General features: G+C 63.0%; 19 protein-coding genes. All 19 read right to left on the bottom strand.

Going from position 1 to position 22,856, the window contains the following annotated elements; genetic code table 11:
* Nucleotides 1-36 precede the first annotated feature (36 nt).
* The 19 genes from E8F20_RS03985 to E8F20_RS04075 all read right to left on the bottom strand — a co-directional run bounded on the left by E8F20_RS03985 (nucleotide 37) and on the right by E8F20_RS04075 (nucleotide 22,821).
* Nucleotides 37-390 (bottom strand): Hpt domain-containing protein, encoded by a 354-nt coding sequence (locus tag E8F20_RS03985; protein ID WP_280282541.1) that lies wholly within the window; start codon nucleotides 388-390, stop codon nucleotides 37-39.
* A gap of 32 nt (nucleotides 391-422) precedes the next feature.
* Nucleotides 423-2,117: a fused response regulator/phosphatase gene (locus E8F20_RS03990; protein WP_280282542.1), complete on the bottom strand. Its 1,695-nt coding sequence runs from the start codon at nucleotides 2,115-2,117 to the stop codon at nucleotides 423-425.
* A gap of 11 nt (nucleotides 2,118-2,128) precedes the next feature.
* Nucleotides 2,129-2,434, bottom strand: coding sequence for an STAS domain-containing protein (locus E8F20_RS03995; RefSeq protein ID WP_280282543.1), 306 nt, complete (start codon nucleotides 2,432-2,434; stop codon nucleotides 2,129-2,131).
* Between the two features lie 181 nt (nucleotides 2,435-2,615).
* Nucleotides 2,616-3,065 (bottom strand): flagellar export protein FliJ, encoded by a 450-nt coding sequence (gene fliJ / locus E8F20_RS04000; RefSeq protein WP_280282544.1) that lies wholly within the window; start codon nucleotides 3,063-3,065, stop codon nucleotides 2,616-2,618.
* Between the two features lie 6 nt (nucleotides 3,066-3,071).
* Complete coding sequence (gene fliI, locus E8F20_RS04005) at nucleotides 3,072-4,424, bottom strand: flagellar protein export ATPase FliI (RefSeq protein ID WP_280282545.1); 1,353 nt, start codon at nucleotides 4,422-4,424, stop codon at nucleotides 3,072-3,074.
* Entirely contained in the window at nucleotides 4,414-5,208 is a 795-nt protein-coding gene (fliH, locus tag E8F20_RS04010; protein WP_280282546.1) for a flagellar assembly protein FliH, read from the bottom strand. The genes fliI and fliH overlap by 11 nt, the downstream gene beginning before the upstream one ends.
* Before the next feature lie 10 nt (nucleotides 5,209-5,218).
* Entirely contained in the window at nucleotides 5,219-6,235 is a 1,017-nt protein-coding gene (fliG, locus tag E8F20_RS04015) for a flagellar motor switch protein FliG (RefSeq protein ID WP_028626546.1), read from the bottom strand.
* The gene (fliF, locus tag E8F20_RS04020; protein ID WP_280282547.1) at nucleotides 6,228-8,006 is read right to left on the bottom strand and encodes a flagellar basal-body MS-ring/collar protein FliF; all 1,779 of its coding nucleotides are present in this window, start codon (nucleotides 8,004-8,006) and stop codon (nucleotides 6,228-6,230) included. The genes fliG and fliF overlap by 8 nt, the downstream gene beginning before the upstream one ends.
* A 14-nt stretch (nucleotides 8,007-8,020) precedes the next feature.
* Entirely contained in the window at nucleotides 8,021-8,353 is a 333-nt protein-coding gene (gene fliE, locus E8F20_RS04025) for a flagellar hook-basal body complex protein FliE (RefSeq protein WP_028626544.1), read from the bottom strand.
* A gap of 192 nt (nucleotides 8,354-8,545) precedes the next feature.
* Complete coding sequence (gene fleR, locus E8F20_RS04030) at nucleotides 8,546-9,961, bottom strand: sigma-54-dependent response regulator transcription factor FleR (protein WP_280282548.1); 1,416 nt, start codon at nucleotides 9,959-9,961, stop codon at nucleotides 8,546-8,548.
* A gap of 6 nt (nucleotides 9,962-9,967) precedes the next feature.
* Complete coding sequence (locus E8F20_RS04035; RefSeq protein WP_280282549.1) at nucleotides 9,968-11,173, bottom strand: ATP-binding protein; 1,206 nt, start codon at nucleotides 11,171-11,173, stop codon at nucleotides 9,968-9,970.
* A 110-nt stretch (nucleotides 11,174-11,283) separates the two neighbouring features.
* Nucleotides 11,284-12,756, bottom strand: coding sequence for a sigma-54 dependent transcriptional regulator (locus E8F20_RS04040; protein WP_280282550.1), 1,473 nt, complete (start codon nucleotides 12,754-12,756; stop codon nucleotides 11,284-11,286).
* 218 nt (nucleotides 12,757-12,974) lie between these two features.
* On the bottom strand, nucleotides 12,975-13,271 hold the full coding sequence (locus E8F20_RS04045) for a flagellar protein FliT (RefSeq protein WP_280282551.1): 297 nt from the start codon (nucleotides 13,269-13,271) through the stop codon (nucleotides 12,975-12,977).
* A 28-nt stretch (nucleotides 13,272-13,299) separates the two neighbouring features.
* Nucleotides 13,300-13,680 carry a flagellar export chaperone FliS gene (gene fliS / locus E8F20_RS04050; protein WP_280282553.1) on the bottom strand — a complete coding sequence of 127 codons (381 nt, stop codon included), beginning with the start codon at nucleotides 13,678-13,680 and terminating at the stop codon, nucleotides 13,300-13,302.
* Between the two features lie 84 nt (nucleotides 13,681-13,764).
* Nucleotides 13,765-14,163 carry a flagellar export chaperone FliS gene (gene fliS, locus E8F20_RS04055; RefSeq protein WP_280282554.1) on the bottom strand — a complete coding sequence of 133 codons (399 nt, stop codon included), beginning with the start codon at nucleotides 14,161-14,163 and terminating at the stop codon, nucleotides 13,765-13,767.
* A gap of 3 nt (nucleotides 14,164-14,166) precedes the next feature.
* On the bottom strand, nucleotides 14,167-15,609 hold the full coding sequence (fliD, locus tag E8F20_RS04060; protein WP_280282555.1) for a flagellar filament capping protein FliD: 1,443 nt from the start codon (nucleotides 15,607-15,609) through the stop codon (nucleotides 14,167-14,169).
* Nucleotides 15,610-15,704: 95 nt separating this feature from the next.
* Nucleotides 15,705-16,067, bottom strand: a complete 363-nt coding sequence (locus E8F20_RS04065) for a flagellar protein FlaG (RefSeq protein WP_280282556.1) — start codon at nucleotides 16,065-16,067, stop codon at nucleotides 15,705-15,707.
* An 83-nt stretch (nucleotides 16,068-16,150) separates the two neighbouring features.
* A complete protein-coding gene (locus E8F20_RS04070) occupies nucleotides 16,151-17,344 on the bottom strand; it encodes a flagellin (protein WP_280282557.1) in 1,194 nt (397 codons plus the stop codon).
* A 305-nt stretch (nucleotides 17,345-17,649) separates the two neighbouring features.
* Nucleotides 17,650-22,821 (bottom strand): glycosyltransferase, encoded by a 5,172-nt coding sequence (locus E8F20_RS04075; protein ID WP_280282558.1) that lies wholly within the window; start codon nucleotides 22,819-22,821, stop codon nucleotides 17,650-17,652.
* Between the last annotated feature and the right edge of the window lie 35 nt (nucleotides 22,822-22,856).

The following is a 22,856-nucleotide window of genomic DNA, read 5'->3' on the forward strand; positions in this document are numbered from 1 at the left end:
ATGGGCCAACATGCTGGCCGAAGGCTGGGGGGCAGATCAGTGGGCCAGGCCGCGACGCTCTTCCTGCAACAGGTCGCGGACGATGAGGAACTCCTGCTCGATCTGCAGGATGACGGCAGCCGCATCGAGAAGTGGCTCGCGCCGGGCGATGTCTTCCAGTTGCTTGCACAGCCCCGCCAGCACGGGAGCGCCCATGTTGCTGCAACTGCCCTTGAAGCTATGGGCCGCCAGGCGCAGGGCCTGGCCGTCATGCACGGTATTCGCCTGCTGGATCTGTCGCAGGCGCTCCGCTGAGTCCGCCAGGAAGGTATCCAGCAGCACTGGAAACTCGTCCTCCATGACTTCCCGCAGGGAAGACAGCACAGAATGGTCGAGATGGATATTGGACAAACCCGTCACTCCCTGTACTGAACGTCAGAAAATTATGCCCGAGTGGGCCAACGGAACTCCACGTGAATGCCCTTGCCGTCGGCGGCGGGCTCGCAACGTGCCGTCAGCTGACTGATCAGGGTGAGGCCCCGACCGCAGAGGCTGTCCATCGACGGCTGCTGAGCCAGGACCGCGCCCACGTCGAAGCCCTTGCCGCTGTCTTCGACGTGGATCAGCAACCGCCCTCCCCGGCCTTCCGGGACCAGTTGCAAATGAAAACGCACGTAGCCCTCCTCCAAGCCGGCCAGGCGCTCGCTGCGCTCCCGATAGTAGCGGGCGAAACCTTCGGCGTTACGCTTGAGCGAGGAATCCAACCCCAGCACGCCGTGCTCCAGGGCGTTGGAGTAAAGCTCGGCGAGCACCGTATAGAGGGCGCCCCCCTGATCGCGCAGCCCCTGGACCTCCAACAGCAGCTGCAGCAGGAAAGGCAGCGGATTGAAGCGTTTCAACGTCTGGGCACGAAACTCGAAAGACGCGGACCAGTCCAGGGGGCTGGCCTGGCCACTGTCGGTAAAGGCCAGCTTGGCACGCTCGGTGGACTCTTCGAGCATGCGCACCTCGATCATGCTCACATCGTCCTGGGCATGGCCACGAAAGGCGCTCAGGGCCAGCTGAATCTCGTCGAACAGACGATTGCCGTCACCGCTGGCGTCGAGCACGGCGCGCAAGCGCTGGTCGCCAAAGGTTTCTTCGTTGTCATTGCGGGTTTCCAGCACTCCGTCGGACACCAGGAGGATGCGGTCACCCGTCTCGATGGGGTAGGACTCGAAATGCGCGTTGAAGCTGCCCTGGTCGAGCACCCCCAACGGCAGGTGGCGCGACACCAGCGGCACCAGTTCGCCGTTGCCGGCGCGCCGCAGGTAGCCATCGGGCAGGCCGCCATTCCACACCTCGACCAGGTGTCGCTGGAAGCTCAGGTTGAGGAAGGTGGCGCAGCAGAACACTCCCACCGGCAGGATGCGTTTCAGCTTGGCGTTCATCTCGCGCAGGATGTCGGCCATGGCATAGCCCTTGGCGGTCATGCCGTAGAACACTTCGGCCAGGGGCATGGCACCGATGGCCGCCGGCAGGCCGTGGCCGGTGAAGTCGCCGAGCAGCACGTGCATGCCACCCGAGGGTTTGTAGGCCGCCAACAGCAGGTCACCATTGAACAGCGCGTAAGGCGATTGCAGGTAACGAATGTTCGGAGCGCTCAGGCAACCAGAGTGCGCCACCTTGTCGAACACCGCCTTGGCCACCCGCTGTTCGGTCACCAGGTGCTCATTGTGGCGAGCGATCAGGTCGCGCTGCTGCAGCACGGTGTCCTGTAGGCGACGCAGTCGATCCAGGGCCTTGATCTTGGCTTCGAGGATGACCCGGTTGTAGGGTTTGGCGAGGAAGTCATCGCCGCCCGCCTCCAGGCAGCGCACCAGCGCTTCGTTTTCCGTCAATGAGGTGAGAAAGATGATCGGCACCAGGGCTTCGCCCGCCAGTTGCTTGATCTGACGGGCAGCTTCGAAGCCGTCCATCACCGGCATCAGGGCATCCATCAGCACCAGTTGCGGCTGTTCCTGCTGGAACAGCGCCACGGCCTCACGACCGTTGGCGGCGGTCAGGGCGCGATGGCCCTGGCGGTTGACGATGGTGGACAGCAGCAGCCTGTCCGCCGCGTTGTCCTCGGCAATCAGGATCGTCAGCGGCGACGGCATGGCAGAGGGCCTCAGGCGATCTGGAACAATTGTTCGAAGTTGGAAATGGCGAGGATCTTGCGTACGTCGGAGTTGCAGTTGGCAAGGCGAATCTGCGCCCGTTCGCCACCGGCGTGATCGCGCAGCAGAAGCAGCATGCCGAGTGCGGAGCTGTCGAGGTAGGTGGTGCCCTTGAGGTCCACGACGTAGCGCTTGGGGGTGAAGTTGACGCGCTCGTAGGCGTCGCGGAATTCCTGGTGGGCGCCGAAATCGAATCGTCCCTGGATGGTGATGGTCAGCTCCTGCCCATCGTCTGAGGGCATCGAGGTGATGGCCATGCAAAGCTCCTTGTTCAAGTTCGGAATACGCGTGGTGAAGATTTAGCACCCACCTGGAGGCAGGGCAACTGGAAAGCGGCGCCTTGGAAGAATTTATGGTTCTGAGATGACGCGTTGAAGTACGCATCACCACCGGGTTGATGGGTTTCGCACGTGCTACCCATCCTACTCCTTGCTGGCTCTACTCTTCGTGCCGGGCCGGCAAGCGTTGAACCAGCTCGTCCAGCAGCTTCTGCTCGCGCTTGTCCTCGACCGCACGGGCTTCGTCGAGGTAGCGCTGCACGAGTTTGCGTAGTCCCTCGAGTCGTGCGTAGCGCTGTTGCCACGCAGCACGCGCCTTGTCGAGGTTGTCGCGGTGCCATTTGAGGCTCTGCATCTGCTGGCCGATGGCGGACTCGAGCTGGGACAGGAAGCGCTGGTAGTTCATGAGCCATTGGCCGGAAACGCCGCGTCGACCTTCCTCGATCCACTGCTGCTGGTAATCGGAGCGGTAGCGCTCCAGTTCACCCAGCTTCATCTCGGCCTGGGTCACCTGGCCTTGGCAACGGCCCAGCATGCGTGCCGCTTCGCGCTCGGCACGCTCGGCCATTTCGAGGACCGGCGCCAGGCGCGCCGCGCGACTGCGGGACATGCGCTATCAGCCCTGAATGCCCAGGGAGGCAGCCAGCCGCTGGGCGCTCTGGGCCAGGTTCTCGCTCTCGTCGAGCCCCTGGCGCAGGAAGGCGCTCATGGTCGGCTGGCGGGCAATGGCCAGATCGGTGTCAGGATCGCCACCGGCGACATAGGCGCCCACGCTGATCAGGTCGCGGCTTTGCTGGTAGCGCGACCAGAGCTGCTTGAAGCGTTGCGCCATTTTCATGTGCTCCGGGCTGACCACCTGGGGCATTACCCGGCTGATGGACGCCTCGATGTCGATGGCCGGGTAGTGACCTTCCTCGGCCAGACGGCGGGATAGCACGAAGTGACCGTCGAGCACCCCCCGCGCGGAGTCGGCGATGGGGTCCTGCTGGTCGTCGCCTTCGGAAAGAACCGTGTAGAAGGCGGTAATGGAGCCGCCGCCCTGCTCCGCATTACCGGCTCGCTCCACCAGCTTCGGCAGTTTTGCGAACACCGATGGCGGATAGCCTTTGGTCGCTGGCGGCTCGCCGATGGCCAGAGCGATCTCGCGCTGGGCCTGGGCGAAGCGGGTCAGGGAATCCATCAGCAGCAAGACATTCTTGCCCTTGTCGCGGAAGTATTCGGCGATGCGCGTGCAATACATGGCCGCACGCAGCCGCATCAGCGGCGCGTCGTCCGCCGGGGACGCGACCACGACGGAACGCTTGAGGCCTTCCTCGCCGAGGATGTGCTCGATGAATTCCTTCACCTCGCGACCCCGCTCACCGATCAGGCCGACGACGATGATTTCCGCCTCGGTGAAGCGGGTCATCATACCGAGCAGCACGCTCTTGCCCACGCCGGTACCGGCGAACAGGCCGAGGCGCTGGCCGCGACCGACCGTGAGCAGGGAATTGATGGAGCGAATTCCGACGTCCAGGGGTTCGTTGATGGGGTGGCGCTTCAGCGGGTTGATGGTGGGACCATCCATCGGCACCCAGTCCTCGGCCTTCATGCCGCCCTTGCCATCCAGCGCGCGGCCGGCGCCATCGAGCACACGGCCCAGCATGGACATGCCCATGGGCAGGCGACCGGTATCCGGCAGCGGTACCACGCGGGCGCCAGGCGCGATGCCGGAGAGGCTGCCCACCGGCATCAGGTAGATCTTGCTGCCGGAAAAACCCATCACCTCGGCTTCCACCTGCACGGGGTGGTAGCTGTCATCGTTGATCACCAGGCAACGACTGCCCACCGGCGCACGCAAGCCTTCGGCCTCCAGGGTGAGGCCCACCATGCGCAGCAGGCGGCCTTCCACCAGGGGTTGCGAGGGCAGATCGATCACATCGTTATAACCCGCCAGACGCTTGGCGAAGCTGGCGCGCTCAATACGCATGGTCGAGGCTGTCCGGGGAGTCCAGGTCCATGACCAGGTCGGCTGACGGCGGATGGACCTTCTGTTCGCGCTGCTGCTCGAAGAGCTGCTTCATGGCCTGGCTCAAGCGCGTCTCGATGCTGGCGTCGATGCGCGAATGCTCGGTCTCGACCCGGCAACCGCCCGGTTCCAGCGATTCGTCCTCGAGGATGCGCCAGGTTTCTTCATGCCGCTCACGCAGGGCCTTCACCTGCTCGAAGTCCTGCGGATTGATGTGGATGCGCAGGTTGCTGGCACCCATGGGCAGCAACTTCAGGGCCTCACGCAGGACATGGCGGATCTGGCTGGAATCCACGCGCAGCTCGCGCTGGATCACCTGGCGGGTGATCAGGCTGGTGAGATGCACCAGTGATTCCTCGATCTGCCGGTCCTGCTCGGCGATGGGGTCGAGCAACTGAACCATAAGGGTTTCGAGTTGCGCGAGCCGGGTATTCACAGCGACCTCGGCCTCCTGCCGGGCCTTGAGCTGGCCGGCGTGGAAGCCGTCCCGCTCACCGGTGGCGAAGCCTTCGTTGTAGGCGTCCTGACGGATGGCCTCGAGCTCGTCCAGCGTCAGCGGCTTGACGTCTTCGACCGGAACCTCCTCGATCTGCGGTTCCGGCTCGGGCTCGGGCGCCGCAGCCAGCGGCTCTTCCGCTACTGCGGGCTCGGGAGCGTCCGGGTCGAAGCTGGGCAACGACCAGCGATCAAAGACGTTGACGTCCTTGGCGCGGATCAGCTCGCTTGCCTGTTCCTTGCTGGCCATGGTCGCCGCCTCAGATCATTTCTTCGCCGCCCTTGCCACCGAGGACGATTTCCCCGGCTTCAGCCATGCGGCGGGCGATGGTAAGGATTTCCTTCTGCGCCGATTCCACGTCGCTGACGCGGACCGGGCCCTTGGCCTCCAGGTCGTCGCGCAACAGTTCGGCGGCACGTTTGGACATGTTCTTGAAGACCTTTTCCTTGATGGCTTCATCCGAGCCCTTGAGGGCCAGCACCAGCACATCGGAAGAAACCTCGCGCAGCAGTGCCTGGATACCGCGGTCGTCGACATCGGCCAGGTTGTCGAAGACGAACATCAGGTCTTCGATCTGGGTCGAGAGGTCTTCGTCCACTTCACGGATGGAGTCCATCAGTTGGCCTTCGACCGAACTGTCGAGGAAGTTCATGATGTCCGCCGCGCGCTTCACGCCGCCCATGGTGGTGCGGGTGGTGCTGGCGTTGCCGGCGAACTGCTTCTCGAGGATCAGGTTCAGTTCCTTGAGCGCCGAGGGTTGTACGGTGTTCAGCGACGACACGCGCAGGACGATATCCAGGCGCACCTTGTGGTCGAAATGGCTGAGCACTTCGGCGGCCTGATCCGGGTCCAGGTAGGCGACGACGATGGCCTGGATCTGCGGGTGCTCGTAACGGATCACGTCAGCCACGGCACGCGGTTCCATCCATTTCAGGCTGTCCAGGCCGCTGGTGCTGCCGCCCAACAGGATGCGGTCGATCAGGTTGTTGGCCTTGTCCTCACCCAGGGCCTGGGTGAGCATCTTGCGGATGTAGCCGTCGGCGCCGACGCCCAGGCTGGTCTGGTCGCCGACGATCTCGACGAACTCGCTCATCACCTGCTCCACCTGCTCACGGTGGATGTTGCGCATCTGAGCCATGGCGACGCCAACCCGCTGCACTTCCTTGGGGCCCATGTGGCGGAGCACCTGGGCAGCGTCAGTCTCGCCCAGGGACAGCAGCAGAATGGCGGCCTTGTCGACCTTGTTCAGCTTGGCGGGGGCGCGATTATCACTCATCGGCGTTGATCCATTCTTTGACTACCAGGGCCACGCGGCCAGGATCTTCGGCCACCAGGTTCTTGATGGCATTGAGCTGCGCATCATACCCGTCGCTCGGGCTCGGCAGGAGGATGCTTTGCGGGCCGCCAAGGCTGACGCGGTCATCCGACAGCTCGCCGGACAGCCCCATCTCGCCCAGGTCGACATCGCCGTTACGGCCGCCTTCAAGATCCTTGCCCTTGCCGCCGCTGATGTTGTTCAGCACCGGACGCAGCACGCCGAATACCAGCACCAGGATGAAGAGCACCCCCAGCACCTGCTTCACCACATCCCAGAACCAGGGCTGGGTGTAGAACGGAATATCGATGACTTCTTCGGCGCCGTCGGCGATGAACGCGGTGTTGATCACGCTGACACTGTCGCCCCGGCTGGCGTCGTAACCCACCGAGTCCTGCACCAGACGGGTGAAGCGGGTGATCTCGTCGGCAGTCCAGGGCACGCGGGTGGCTTCGCCGGTTTGCGGGTCGATCTTGACCTGGTCGTCCAGCACCACCGCGACGGAAAGCCGGCGCAGGCGGCCCTGCTGCTGCTTGGTGTAGCTGATGGAGCGGTCCAGTTCGAAGTTGCGCGTGGTCTGGTCGCGCTTGTCGGTGGGATACGGCGCGAGCATCGGCTTGCCGGTAGTCGGGTCGATGATCTGCTGACCGTTGTCATCCAGCAGCGGCTGGCCCGGCTGCACGCCGGCGGCTGCGGCGCCCGTGGCTTGCTGGGGCGCGGCGCCGGGTGCCGGGGGCTGGTTCGACAGCGCGCCGGGGACGCCTTGCGGGCCGCCATTGTTCTGCCGCTCTTCAGCAAGCTTCTGCTCGCTGCGCAGGGCTGGCTGGTCCGGGTTGAACATCTCGGAGGTGGATTCGACGGCGCTGAAATCGACGTCGGCCGAGACCTCCGCTTTGTAACGACCGCTGCCCAGCACAGGCTGCAGGATGCTGTGCACGCGCTGGGTGTAGAGGGTTTCCATGCGACGGGTGTAGTCGAACTGCTTGCCGGCCATGGTCAGCTCGGACAGCTCCTGCTGATCGGACAGCAAGTTGCCCTTCTGGTCAACGACGGTGACCTGGGACTTCTCCAGTTCCGGCACGCTGGTCGCCACCAGGTTGACGATCGCCATCACCTGGCTCGGCTCCAGGCCGCGGCCGGGATAGAGCTCAACCAGTACAGAGGCCGTGGGTTTGCGTTCGTCACGCACGAACACCGAACTCTTGGGAATGGCCAAGTGCACACGCGCACCCTTGACGTTGTTCAGGCTGGAGATGGTGCGCGCCAGCTCGCCTTCCAGGCCGCGGCGGTAGCGGGTTGCTTCCATGAACTGGCTGGTGCCGAGCCCCTGCTCCTTGTCGAGAATCTCGAAGCCAACGGTGTTGTCGCTGGGCGCCACACCAGCGGCGGCAAGTTTCATGCGGGCACGGGCGAGGTCGTCGGCCTTCACCAGCAGGGCGCCGGAGTTGGGCTCGATCTTGTAGGGGATGTCGGCGGCGCCCAAGGCTTCGACCACCTGGTTGGCATCCATTCCCGACAGGCTGCCGTACAGCGGGCGATAGTCCGGCTGCTGCGACCAGAGCACCACGGCAAAACCGATCGCGACACTGGCGGCCAGGCCGACCAGCAGGCCGACCTGACGCAGCATGCTCATCTGCGAGAGGTTATCCAGGAAAGACAGGCCGAAAAGCGGCTTCTTCTCTTCCGGTGCATCTGCCTTGGCGGGGACCTTTGCAACAGCTGCTTCAGCCATTTCTCAATCCGTCCTCAAACCGGCATCTGCATGATGTCTTGGTAGGCCTGGACCAGCTTGTTCCGCACCTGAGTCATGGCCTCGAAGGAAACACTGGCCTTCTGCGACGCGATCATCACGTCAGTGAGGTCAACGCCCTTCTGCCCGACCTCGAACGCGGTGGCCATTTCGGTGGACACCTTCTGGGTATCCGCGACCTTGTTGACCGCCTGGCCGAGCATGTCGGCAAAACTCGGCGCACCGGCCTCCGGCGCTGCCACGGGGGCAGGCTTGGCGCGGGCCATCGCGTCCATCTGCATGGAGCGCATTTCCAACATCAGGCGATTGAATTCAACACCCTGGCTCATCACATTCCTCCAACTGCCGCGTTTTTTTGACGCTACGCGATCCGATGAAAGGGTATCTGCAACAAGGGTGCCAAAAGCTCAGGAACGGGTGTTACGGGGAGGAGGTGAATATGTAGGAGCGAGCTCTGCTCGCGAAAAATCGCGCTCGGGCCGTTCGCGAGCAAAGCTCGCTCCTACAAATAAGCGTCAGCTTCAGCTGGCGTAGAGGTACGCTTCGACGTCCATGCCGGCATCGCGCATCTGCGCGAGCTTGTAGCGCAGGGTGCGCGGGCTGATGCCCAGGCGTTCGGCGGCTTCCTTGCGACGGCCGCGTTCGGAGCGCAGGGTGTCGATGATCATCTGGAACTCATGGCGGCGCAGGTCATCCCCCAAGGCACTGGGTGCTTCGGCAGGCGCGGCAGCCACCGGCAACGGCACCACGGGCGCGGAAACAGTGGCCGGAGCAACCGCCGGCGCGGCGGGCGCGATAGCCATGCCGATAGGGGCGGTCAGGCACAGGTCGTGAGGCTGGACCACCCCACCCTGCTGCAGGATCAGCGCGCGCTGCACGGCGTTGTCCAACTCGCGCACGTTGCCCGGCCATGCGTGGGCCAGCAGCGCTGCCCGGGCTTCGCTGGAGAAGCGCACGGCGGAGTGATTCATTTTCTTGACGTGCTTGGCCAGCAGACGCTCGGCCAGCGGCAGAATATCTGCCGGACGTTCCCTCAGCGGGCGCCAAGCCAGGGGGAACACGGAAAGACGGTAGTAAAGGTCTTCCCGGAAACGCCCCGCTGCCACTTCGCCGGCAAGATCGCGGTTAGTGGTGGCGAGCACACGGATATCCAGGCTGATCGGCCGGCGCGCGCCCACTCGTTCCACCTCACGCTCCTGCAGCACACGCAGCAACTTGGCCTGTAGGCCCAGCGGCATTTCGGAAATCTCATCAAGCAAGATGGTGCCGCCGTCCGCCAGTTCGAACTTGCCCGGCGCGCTGGCGATGGCACCGGTGAAGGCGCCCTTCTCATGGCCGAACAGGGTGGCTTCCAGCATGTTGTCTGGAATGGCTGCGCAGTTGATGGCAATAAAGGGGCCGTTGGCCCGAGTGGACTGCTGGTGGATGTACTGCGCCAGTACCTCCTTGCCGGTACCGGACTCACCCGAGATCAGCACAGTGGAATCGCTGCGTGCCACGCGCGCGGCCAGTTCAAGCAACTGGCGGCTGGCTGGCTCCAGGGCTACGGGGCCATCGCTGATGGCCTGACTCACACGCCCCAAGGCATGCCGCGCCACAAGATCCAACAGGGTATTGGGTTCGAAGGGTTTCACCAGGTAATCGGCGGCGCCCTGGCGCATGGCATCCACCGCGCGCTCCACGGCGCCGAAGGCGGTCATCAGCAACACCGGCAACTGCGGGTAGCGCTGACGGACGATGGCCAGAAGTTGGTGGCCATCCATGCCGGGCATGTTGACGTCGCTGACCATCAGACCGAAGGACTCCTCACCCAGCGCTGCCAGGGCAGCCTCGGCGCAGTCCACCGCACGGTAGTCATAGCCACCGATCAGCAAGGTGTCCGCCAGGGCTTCACGCAGGGCGCGGTCGTCTTCGACCAGAAGAATTTTGGCAGTCATAGTCCTTTACTCCTGAAAAACCGAATGTGCCGCGGGAATCAGCGGCAGGACCAGGGTGGCGCAAGTACCGCGGCCAGGACGCGAGCGCAGCCGCAGCTCGCCCTGGTGGGCACGCGCCACCGCCTTGACCACGGCCAGCCCGAGTCCGGTGCCAGTGGTCTTGGTGGTGAAGAAGGGTTCGCCCAGGCGCGCCAGAGTGGCGGCGTCGATACCGGGGCCGTTGTCACTGATGGTCAGGTGCAGATCGCCACCGCGCCGGTAGAGGTGGACCTTGAGGCGCAGGTCGCGGCCGGCGGCCTGGTTGGCATTCTCGATCAGGTTGAGCATTGCACCGACCAGGGTGTCGCGATTACACAGCAGTTCGCCCTCGGCGAGATCGCACTGCCAGCGCACTTCCTTGCCTTGCACATGGGACTCGGCCGATGCGCGCAGGGCCGAGAACAGCGTCGACGGCGCCAGGCGGTCCGGCAGTGGCAGCTCGCCACGGGCGAACACCAACATGTCGCGAACCTGATGCTCCAATTCATGCAGCCGCTCCTTGAGGCGACCGGCAAAACGCTGCTGCTGATCCGTTGGCAGCACCTGCTGGGTCAAGTGGCTGGCATAGAGCAAGGCCGCGGACAGCGGCGTGCGGATCTGGTGAGCCAGGGACGCGACCATGCGCCCCAGGGCAGAAAGGCGTTCGTGGCGGGAAAGCTGGTCCTGCAGGCGACGGGTTTCCGTCAGGTCGGTGAGCAGAACCAGTTGGCCGGGCTCGGCATTCAGGGAACGGGTGGCGATGGAAAGACGGCGTCCATCCTTGAGGGAGATTTCATGGCCATCGTCTTCGCGCGGGGCGAAGTTACGCGCGATCACTTCGCGCCAGAGCATGCCCACCAAGGGTTGGCCGAGCAGGTTGCGCGCCACGGGATTGGCTTCGCGCACCACGCCCTGCCCATCGATCACGATGACGCCGCCGGGTAGCAGGTCCAACAGGCTCTGCAGGCGGTTGGCGAGCCGTTCCTTCTCCGCCAGTTCCTGCATGCGCTGGGCACTGACCAGGGCCAATTGGCCCTTCAGCTCGGTGACCCGCGCTTCCAACAGGCTGTAGGACTCGCTGAGCTGGGTCGACATCTGGTTGAACAGCGCAAAGGCTTGTTCAAGACCCGCGCGACTGGCCTGTTCGACGGGGGCGGTTTCCGGATTCTGTGCGGGCGTAACGGCGTGGCTCATGCTCTTCTCTCGCTCCATCGACCGTCAGCAGACGGTCGGTCGAGGGAGATAAAGCAATACCCGTGCCTAAAATTTAGTCCTTTAAAAACAACGACTTGTAAAAAGCGGGGTTATTCTTCCGCCAATTCCTCGTCGCGACGGCTCATGCCGTACTTGCGCATCTTCTCCACCAGGGTGGTACGGCGAATGCGCAGACGCTCGGCGGCACGGGCCACGACCCCGGAGGCGTCGTCCAATGCTTGCTGAATCAGGCCCTGCTCCAGGTTGCCGAGGTAATCCTTGAGATCCAGGCCTTCGGGCGGCAACAGCGCTGGCGCGGCAACACCCGGAAGACCGGCGCCAATGGCCGAACGCTCTTCGATTTCCTCGCGCAGGCTGGCCTTGAGTTGCTCGTCCTCGTCATCCACATGGCGGAATTTCTTCGGCAACTCGCTAACGCCAATGACGCCGTAGGGATGCATGATCGCCATGCGCTCCACCAGGTTGGCCAGCTCACGGACGTTGCCCGGCCAGTCGTGGTTGCACAGCGACATGATGGCGGCGGAGTTGAAGCGGATGGAGCCGCGCTTCTCGTGCTCCATGCGCGAGATAAGTTCGTTGATCAGCAGCGGGATGTCTTCCACCCGCTCGCGCAACGGCGCCATTTCAATGGGGAAAACGTTGAGGCGGTAATAAAGGTCTTCGCGGAAGCTGCCCGCCTCGATCATCTGTTCGAGGTTCTTGTGGGTGGCGGCGATGATGCGCACGTCGACGTTCTGCGTCTTGTTGCTACCCACGCGCTCGAAGGTGCGTTCCTGCAGCACACGCAACAACTTGACCTGCATCGGCAGCGGCATGTCGCCGATCTCGTCGAGGAACAGGGTGCCGCCGTTGGCCAACTCGAAGCGCCCTGCCCGGCTGGTGATGGCGCCAGTGAAAGCGCCCTTCTCGTGGCCGAAGAGTTCGCTTTCCAGCAGCTCCGCCGGGATAGCGCCGCAGTTGACCGGTACGAATGGCGCTTCGCGACGCTTGGAATGGTAGTGAAGGTTGCGCGCCACCACTTCCTTGCCGGTACCGGACTCGCCCAGGATCAGCACGCTGGCGTCAGTGTCGGCCACCTGCTGCATCATCTGGCGGACTTGCTGGATGGCACGACTGGTGCCCACCAGGCTACGGAACAGGTTGGGCTCGCGCTGACGGCCACGCTCGCGGGCATGGTCGTACATTTCGCGGTAGACCTGGGCGCGATGCAGGGAGTCGAGCAGCTTGTTGTAGCTGGGCGGCATTTCCAGGTTGGTCAGCAGGCGACGGCGGAGGTCTTCCGGCCAGTCGGCCTGGACCTGGTCGCCGATCAGCAGGACCGGCAGGAACTCATCCCAGGCCAGCAACTGCTTGATCAGCTCGAGCGCACCGCCCTTGGCACCCACCTCACCCAGCATGACGCACAAGACGTCGCGGCTGGAGTTCAGGGGCCCCGTCACGTCGCGCCAGTCATCGCTGCCGCAGTCCAGGTACTCTTCACCGAGGAAATTCAGGATCACCGCGAAGTCGCGGCGGCGATCGCTATTGTCGTCGATCAGCAGAATCTTGGTTTCACGCCACATTGTCTGGTTCTTGCTTTTAGGGCTGAACGCCGTTTTCCACGGCGCATGGGCAGACGGTGCATCCCGGGAAGAGGATCGACCGGCAATTGGCCACTAGTAAAGTGAAAAACCCTTGCCGAGTCAATTTTATGGCGTGCTTTTTTTGGTCGAGCCGACAGAATGGCTAAGCGACTGTCGGAGCAGTATCGAACTAGTGGCAGATGGGAATCGCTGAGCCATCAGCCGAATAGCTTGTAGACCTTGGCGCCCTGTTGGGCCTGATTGAGCTGAACCAGCTCACCCGCAATACGTTGCTGTTCCAACTGACAGATAGAAACCAGCTCGCGATAAAGGCCAAGCAGTTCCTGCAGGCGACTGCCGAGCGCCTCGACATCGTCCACGGCATCGACCATGGCGTCATCGACCACCTGACGGCAGAGCTGGTCAAGCTCACCGATGGCTGCCCAGTCCTGGCGGGCCAGCGCATCACGCAGAGCGCTGCCGGTTGCTTCAAGACGCTGGACTGATGCATTCATTGGAACTCTCCTGCCAACCTGGACGGCATCACTGGGCAATGCCATCCCATCCGGTTTTCACGTTACGCAACAACCCTGCTACTTCGTCCACCAGCGCCGCGTCGCTTTTCAGGTTCGCTTCGAGCAGGCGGGACACCATGTACGCGTAGAGTGCATCGAGGTTGGCCGCGATATCGCCGCCCTGCTCGAAGTTCAGGCCATCACGCAGACCGCCAATGATAGCGATTGCCTTGCCGATCAGCTCGCCTTTTTGCGCCAGCTGACCACGCTCGATGGCACCACGGGCTTGGGCGAGGCGCGTCAGGCCGCCTTCCATGAGCATCTGGATCAGCCGATGTGGGCTGGCATCCACGGCCTGGGCCTGGGTGTTCACGGACTGATACTGCTTGAGGGCCGCCATCGCGTTCATATTCGCTCTCGCTCGTGTGTCGGGCTTTGATACCCAAGGTATCGGCAGCACACGCGAGAGCTTTAGCCCGCCGCTTTGCGCAAATCAGGAATTTTTTGCGGCTACCGGCGCATTCACTTCCGGGTCGATGGAGTCCCAGGCCTGCTTGATCTCAAGCAGCAGCGCTTCGACCTCCTCGAGAGGGCGCGGCGAGTTGTCCAGGGCCACCCGGGACAACCGACGGGTCATGTAGTCGTAGAGGGCATCCAGGTTCTCGGCGATCTCGCCACCGAGCTGCTTGTCCAGGCTGGCCTGGAGCACGCCAATGATGCTGAGGGTAGACCCCACCGCCATCCCGCGAACTTCCGGGTTGCCGGTTTCGAGGCCATGGCGAGCGAGGGACAGGCGCTCCAGCGCGCCATCCAGCAGCAGCTGCACCGCACGGTAGGGAGTAACTTCCTGGCTGGTCTTGACCTGCTTGTAGGTATCGATTGGATTGGCCATTACTTAGCTCTGCTTGACTACGCCGGGAAGGTTGGAAAGAGCCTGGCTCAGCCGATCGCTGGTCTGCTTCAGACCGGCGACCAGGGAGTCCATGGCGTTGTACTGGGCGTACAGCCGCGTCTGCACTTTTGCCATGCGCAGATCCAGCTGGGTACGCTGATCCTTTACCGAATTGAGCGTTTCCTGCAGCCCGTTCTGGCGCTCGGCGAGGATTCCGCCTGATTGCGTGTACGGATCGAGCTTGGCGTTGAGGCGGGACGTCAGGCCCTTGTCACCAGTGAAGAAGCCGGCAACAGACTCGTACTGCGTGCTGAGGACGCTGTCCAGCTTGCTGTCCTGGATCTTCAGCGTGCCATCCTTCTGGGTCGTGATGCCAAGATCGGACAGGATGGATACACCGTCCTTCTGACCAGATGGATTGACCAACTCGTTGCGAACAGTGGACAGCAACGAACGTACCGAAGCGTCACCCAGCAGGGGACCGGTGACCGGCGTATTGCCTTCACCGGCCGAGGTCACGGATGTCAGGCTCTTGGTCACCCCTATCAACTTGTTGTAGGCGTCGACGAATTTCTTGATGTTGCCTTTGACGGTGGACGTGTCCTGGTCGACCGTCACCGTGAATTTCTTGCCAGGCTCTGCGCCCACCAAATTGAGGGTGACATCGGAAATCGCATTCGAAACCGTGTTGCTGGAGCTGCGCAGCGTCAGCCCATCAATGGTGAACTCCGCGTCCTGAGCCTGATTGATGTAACCGCTGCTACTGGCGCTGGTGGTATCCATTGCCGCGAGCGCACCACTGGGACTGGAGGTCGGGTTGTTATCGGCGAAGTCGCCGATGCGGAACGCTTCCAGCCCGGCGGATGCCTGGACATAGATGTCCTTGCCCGCGCCAGTGGTGTTGGAACTGAGCACCAGGCGAGACGATCCATCCGCCGGGTTGCTGACGATGTTGGCGCTGACGCCTTTGTCCTTGAGCGCCTTGTTCAGGCTATCGCGAATCTCCGACAGAGAGGCACCGGCGGCGACTTGCACGTCGACACCACGGTCGTCCGGTCCAAGCTTGACCGTCAACGTTCCAGACGCAGCCGCTGTGGCGTCCTTCGCGAAGCTGGCAGTGCCGACCTTGCTTGCGCTGGCAAGCTTCTCGACTGTGACCTGGTATTTACCGGAGCTTGCGGTGTTGGTAGCGGAGACAGTGGCCAGGTCGATATTGCTCGACTTTGCCGAACGTTTGGCGAACAGGTCACTCGAGTTGAGATCTTTCAGCGCCGTCTGGAAATCGCTGATTGCACTCATTAGCTGACCGACCGCAGAGAACTTCGACGTGGCACTTTTCTCCACGCGGGCCAGTTGGGAGTCCTTGGGCGCTCTTTCGGCATCGACCAGGGCCTTGACGATGCCGTCGATGTCCATGTTCGTGCCGAGTCCAGTTATACCAGCCATTTTCCTCTACCTCGCCAATCGTCTGACGCCTTCATCTGTTGAGTCCAAAAGCAGTCAAGAAACGTGCCACCTGGCACGAAGGTTCAGATAACTGCTCAGGCCTCAGCTTTGAATAGCAGGCTGCGCATTTCTGACAGGCTTTCTGCCAGCTTGAGCGCGTCCTCCGACGGAATCTGACGGATCACTTCGCCGGACTCTGAATCGGTCACCTGTACCACCACGCGACCACTGCTATCGTCCACATCGAAATTCAGATTTCGACGAATGCTCTGGACGAACTCCTGAATACTCGAGGCCGCCGCCTCCACTGGCTCACGGTCCTCGGCTTCGGACTGCGGCTGAACCTGATCGACTGCCTTTTCGCGACCTTCCTTTTCTGCCGGACCACGGACCTGGCCATTGCCGACAGGAGCAGCGCTCACTCCCTTGCTCGTCAGGTTGACTATTCCGATATCCATTTTGTGCTCACCTCACAAATGGCAAGAAGGGGGGAAGCGCCATGCACTTCCCCCCACGTTTACCGCCTTGCCTCGTCCAGGCTTTAGCCCAGGAGGCTGAGTACCGCCTGCGGCAGCTGGTTAGCCTGGGCCAGGATCGAGGTACCTGCTTGCTGCAGGATCTGGTTCTTGGTCAGGTTAGCCGTTTCCGCGGCGAAGTCGGTGTCCTGGATACGACCGCGGGCGGCCGATACGTTCTCACCGATGTTCTGCAGGTTCGAGATGGTGTTCTCGAAGCGGTTCTGCACAGCACCGAGGCTGGCGCGCTGGGCGTCGATGGACTGGATGGCCTGGTCGATGATGATCACGGCTTCCTGGGAAGACTTCACCTCGGTCAGGTCGATGTCCTTCACCTGGTTTTCGTCGGTCACCGCGGCGACGGTGGCGTCGGTACCGGTGGCGGCGGCAGTCTCGGCAGCCGCGACGCTAGCACCGGAAGCGAAGGTCAGGGACTCAATGTTGCCGTCAGCGGCACCGGAAGTCAGGGCGGTCACCAGTTCGATGTCTCCATCATCGTTGACGAAGGCACCCACACCGATGTTGGCATCGTTGATCACGGTGGCCAGGGCCTGTACCTGCTCTTCAACAGTGGCGCCACTGGCGAAGGTGGCACTGAAGGTGCGCGCGTCGCCGCCGACCATGGTGACGGAGATGGCGATAGCACCGGAGGCGCTCGCGGCGGTACTGGCGACATCACCCGCGTCGATGGAGCCGGAGCTGAAGGTAGCTTCCAGGGACTCGGTGCTCATCTCGTCGATCTTGACGCTGATGGTTTCGTTGGCGGCACTGCCCACCTGGAAGGTGGTGGTGCCGAAGGTGCCATCGAGGAGTTTGCGACCACCGAAGGTGGTGGTGTTGGAAATACGATCCAGCTCTTTCTTCAGCTCGGTCACTTCGTCGTTCAGGGCCTTGCGTTCTTCGGTGCTGTTGGAACCGTTGGACGATTGCAGGGCCAGGTCACGCATACGCTGCAGGATGCTGGTGGACTGTTGCAGGGCACCTTCAGCGGTCTGCGCCATGGAGATACCGTCGTTGGAGTTCTTCACCGCAACGCCGAGGCCGTTGATCTGGCTGCTCAGACGGTTGGCGATCTGCAGGCCGGCGGCGTCGTCCTTGGCGCTGTTGATGCGGGAACCGGTGGACAGACGTTGCAGGGAAGTGTCCAGCGCACGGGAGGAGGTGTTCAGGTTGCGCTGGGTGTTGAGCGAAGCAATGTTCGTGTTGACGGTCAAAGCCATGGTGGTGTCCTCCGAGGACTGCTTGTTTGCCTGAGCTTGCGACCTTGGGTGGGCATCGCCCAGGCACCCGTAAAGTTCGCATTCGTACTTCGTATCGGCGGTGTCGGAGGAAGCTTTAGGGGCGTTCAAAAAAAATTTCTTGCCCGGGGCTTGCCACGCCAACGTCCGCCATCCAGTCAGCTTTTCGACCACCCTCCGGAAAACTTTAGGAAGATGCTGACCGATCCGGCAGGATGCCCTGCCCACGCCCGGAAACGACAAGGCCCCGCACATGCGGGGCCTTGTCGGCTTCGACGCCAGGAGCTTTAGAGCGAACCGGGCGTCCAGCCCTTGAGCCAGAGCTCAAGGTTGCGGCCTTCCAGCATCCAGTCCCGGCGAACCACGGTCTGGAGCTCGTCACCCATGCGGGCAGTGGCATCCAGGTCAGCCAGGTGCATGCGGATCGCCTCCACCCAGTCCTTGAAGCGGTTCTTCACGCGGGTCACCGGCAGGTCGCCCTGATAGCAGCGGATGTCACTGCAGATCACCGGGAAACCGCAGGCGCCGTACTCCAGCAGACGCAGGTTGCTCTTGCACTCGTTGAACAGGTTCAACTCGACCGGAGCCAGGGCCAGATCCAGGTTCAAGCGCGCCAGCGCCGCCGGATATTGCTCGATGGACACACCGGGGTGGAACTCGTGGACGTAGGGGCGCATGGACTCCGGACACATGCCGAAGAAGACCCACTCCACTTCGTTCGCCAACGCCTTCACAACGTCCTCGATCAGTTCCAGGTCGCCGGTATGGCTCGAACCACCCGCCCAGCCCACTCGCGGCTTGGCGGAAACCCGACGCTGGCCCTGCAGCCCCTGCCACCAGCCAACCGGCAGACGGTTCTCGACCACGAGTATGTCATCGTGCATGCCGGCAAAGGCCTCGGCGAGCGGCTCGGTGGATACCACGAAGCGATCGACGAACCCCAGGCCGCGCCGCAGGGACTTGAGGATGTCCTTGGGCATGTGCTGGCGGTGCGCGCTCTTCATGGGCAGGTTCAGCAGATAATCGTCCAGCTCGTAGACCTTGAATGCCCCGGAGAAAGCCTTCATCCGGCGCATCGCCTCCAGACGCTCGTCGCCGATCTGCCGTTGCAGCACGATAGTGTCCGGCGCATAGCGCTCCAGATCGGTCACGTGCATCAGCCCCATCGACAACGCACCGTCGACCATCCCTGCCTGTTGCAGGGCCGCGAAGGGCTGCATGACGCGGTAGTGACCACAGCCGAACTGGTCCGCCGGATGGGCCAGCACTGTCGGCAGCGGCTTCCAGGAAGAAAGCGGACGCCAGGACAGCGCGGTGTCGGCCAGTTTGAAGCCGCCTGGCTGGGCCAGCGAGAAGTTGGGGTTGTACGCCGGGTCGCGAGCCAGCACCGGCAACCACCGAGCATAGAAGGCATCCTGCTCATCCCCGGAGGCAACGGGCGTCTCGTCCGCATCGAGCATCAGTTTCGCGCTCGCCGCCCAGACAGTCAGGTAGCCCGCCTGCCGGGCACGCAGGCAAATGTCCGCGTCGACGTAGCGCTCCGGCAGGTCTTCAGCGATTCCGCCAAGGGCCTCGTACAGCTCCCGGGCAATCATCAAGCAGTCCCGACTCACAGCGCTGTAGTCCTGGTCGACTTGCAGGCGCTGCAGGTAGCCAGGGGCGTTCGGGGATTCGCCCACGAACGGGCGCCCCACCGGCCCTTCCAGGCCGAGTATCAGCCCTGCATGGCGAATCGTGCCATCCGCGGCAAGGAGCTTACCCCCGACCACGCCGACTTCCGGACGCTGGGCGTGATTGACCAACTCGTCCAGCCACTGCTCATCGATCACCGCCGTGTCCGGCGAAAGCATGAGCAGGTATTCGCCCTTCGCCTGGCCGGCCGCCAGATTCAGCGCAGCGGCCACACCGAGTTGCGCAGCAGCAGGCCAGACGGTCCTCAGGCGCGCCTCACCCATGCCTTCGAGAGCCTTCAGCCAGTCCCTGACCTCGCCCGCCGAAGGATCGCTCTCGACCAGCAACAGTTCGTAGTGCGGATAACGGGTCGTTTCCAGCAGGCTTTCCACACAACGTTGCAGTCGCGCCAGCTGGCTGCCAGCCAGGACCAGCATCGACACCATCGGCTGCTGCGAGTGCCCGTAGTGGACGCAATACTGCCCCGGCTCACTGGATTCGATCCTGGGTTGCTCGTAGCCCCGCTCCTGTAGATGACGCAGGATCGCCACGCGCTCATCTTCGATGTCGAATACGGCCGGCGCATCGGTAATGAGCAGCGGCTCGGCGATGTGTCCGAGCCCGGCAAGTCCGCCAGAGCCGATCAGCCGCAAAATCATGTCCAGCTCCACCGCCCGCGGGAGCCCAGCATCGAAACCGCCGGCCTCGAGCAGCACATCCCGACGGAACAACCAGTGATGGGCCATGCCCGCCGGGAAGCTGAGCAGGTAGTCGAGGTTGAATGCCGGCCGGAATGCGGCGCCCAGATCGCCGTTCGCCTGACGGTACATCTGGTCGCAATACACGGCCCGGCAATCGGGCGCCGTCAGCAATTCCAGGCACGCCATCAGCAGACCGCTGGGCGTGAGCTCCTCGCCGGCGTTGACCAGGACGAGCCAATCGAAATCAGCCGCCTGCAATGCCTGATTGAGCGACACCACCCAGGAGACCGGAGCGACCTCGACTATGTTGCCGGGGAAACCGTCCGCAGCCGATCGCGCAACCGTCAGTAGCAACGGATGAACGTTGTGGTAGGCATTGCGGGACGGGCTCAGCGAATCGAGGGTCAGCGCTACCGCAGCGCCATCCCCCTTCATGTCCAACACCACGACACCGACGCTCGGCCCGCCTTCCTGCTGCAGGCGCTCTTCCACCAGACGCCGCTGCGTCGGCGAGAGCACACGCTTGTGCAACCACTCCTGCAGGCTGGCAGTGCGCGTACGCCCTCCAACCGAATCCTGAATGCCGAAGCGCTTGAGCATTTCCTGGCGCGCCTGGCGCACGGCGTCACTGCCCAGATCGGAATGACGGCTATACATCTCCTGGTAAAGGGCGCCGAAATTCTTCTGCTCGCGACCGAGCATATGGTCCGAGCCAGTGTTCGGGGCGTCCCGCAGGTGCACCTCAGCGGTCACCTGGGATACATGGACCAGCGGGTGCCGCGCAGCGAGCCGCAGCAGCATGTCCCAGTCCTCGAAGGCTGTCAGGCCCGTGTCGAACTCACCCACCTCCGCCAGCATGCCGCGGGGATGCGCCCAGGTATTCACCGGGATGTAGTTCTGGACGAACAAGCGTTCCTTGTCATAGGCCACATGGGCGAACGGCGCACTCCGACTCAGCTCGATACGCTCGCCACCTTCTACCCGCTCGTTGATGTATTCCACGCCGGTGTAGACCACTGCATGCGGGTGCTGCTCGAAGGTGTTGGCCAGTACAGCCAGGTGCTCGGGCAGGTAGATGTCGTCGTCGTCCAGGTAACTGACGTACCGCCCCCGGGCCAGCTTCAAGCCAGCGTTCCGTGCAGCGGACAGGCCCTGGTTGCGGCCTTGGTAAAGGTAGGTGATGGGAAAATCGAACTCCGGCAGCAACGACTCCACCGGGTCGCCATGGTCGTTCACCAGGATGACTTCAAAGTCTCGCAGGGTCTGGTCCCCCAGGCTGACCAGCGCATCCCGCAGAAGGCCGGGGCGGTTGTAGGTGGTCAGGATGATGGAGAACAGCGGCTCGTACTGCGCACCGGCCAGCTTGTCCAGTTCAGCCAGCGCATCGGCATCAATCTGGCCGAGGGCTCGTGCCTTGTGGGCCATGCGCAGTGCCGGGCCATGCTCGCCGATCTGGCGCAGGATGCTCGACACGCGCCAGCAGGCGGCGGCCTTTCCCGCACGGTCGTCGGCGAGGTCCGGGAACAGTCGGCTGACCGGATAACGGGCGAAGGTATCCAGTACCACCTTGCCTTCGAATGCGCGCGTCTTGGCACTGGACAGGCTGTCGCCATGCTGGCGCCAGTGGCAGAGGATCGCATCGACTTTCTTGAAGTCGGCCGTGTCCGCCAGACGGGTCCAGATCTGGTAGTCGTGGCAGCGGGTGAACGCTGTGTCGTAATCACCATGGCGCTGGTAGAGCGAACGGCGCACGGCGGTGCCGGGGTTGGGCAGACAGTTGGCCTGGACCAGCATCGGCAGCAGAGACTTGCCCTGGTAATCGGCATAGCGGGTGCGGTGCACCTGGCCGGGGAAGCGATCATCGAAGATTTCCAGGTCGCCGTAGAACACGTCCGATCCGGGGTTCTCGACGATGCTCCGGCGTAACGCTGTCAGCGCGCCCTTGGCTTGGCGGTCGTCACTGTCGATCCACACCACGAATTCGCCACGCGCGGCAGACAGGCCCCGGTTACGCGCCGAAGCGCCGCCGCCGTGGTCGTTATGGAGCAGGCGGATGCGCGGGTCCTGAATGGAGCGAATGATCTCTACTGAGCGATCAGTGGAGCCGTCGTCCACCACGACCAATTCGAAGTCCGTGTCGTCCTGGGCCAGTACCGACTCGATGGCCTCGCGCACATAGCGTTCGCGGTTGTAGACCGGCATGACGACGCTGAAGAACACATCGGAGTCGCCGGGAGCCGAATGAACCGGCTCCGGTGTCGGCAGCGGAACTCCGAAACGCTTCTGCAGCCATTGGGCTACTTGCCCGGCCAGGACATCCTTGCTCCCGGGGCCAAGGCCGCGGTGGTTGCGGATGTCATCGGCGAACGCCTCGGCCAGGGCGGAGTAATCCGCTTGGGCCTGTTTGCCCGCGAAGCGCTGCATGGCCGTGGTCTCGCGCTTGGCGAACTCGCGCCGGAGGTACAGGGGCTTTTCCAGTCGCCGGAAGGGTCCGTGCCCCGCGAGGTGACACAGCCAGACCAGGTCCCCGCTGATGACAGGGGCGATCCGAAAGTCGATGAACTTGCGCCGGATCAACTGATTGATCGCCTCGCAGCGATCCAGCGAGTTCAGCAGCCGGATGTACCGTTCCGAGTTTTCCAGCGGCTCCCCGAAGACGTAATTGCCGCCGTTGGTGTACCCGAGAACGGCGTCGCGCTCATCGATCCACTGGGTGTGCCCGTAGACAAGGCTGGCCTGCTCGCAGGCATCCATCTCGGCCACGGCCAGTTCGAGGAATTCGGGATGAAGCTGGTCATGCCCGCCGAGCCACATGAAGTAATCCGAACTCGTCGACTCTAGGCAGAAGCGAAAATTCGCCGCCGAGCCGATATTGGTTTCATGTCTGAAATAGACGAATCGGGAATCCGCCTCGCAGAAGGATCGGCAGAGCTGTTCGGTCTCGTCGGTGGACGCGTTGTCAGACAGCAAGACCCTGAAGTCCCGAAAACGCTGTTCCGCGAGGGAAGCCAGCGTCTTCTCGATATAGAGGCCTTCGTTATATACGGGAACCGTGATCACGACCCGATGCGAAACAAGAATAGACATGCTATCCCCTCATAAACCTGAAGCAGGCATGCTCA

The organism is Pseudomonas sp. BN415, from assembly GCF_029871195.1.
Classification (GTDB): Bacteria; Pseudomonadota; Gammaproteobacteria; order Pseudomonadales; family Pseudomonadaceae; genus Metapseudomonas; species Metapseudomonas resinovorans.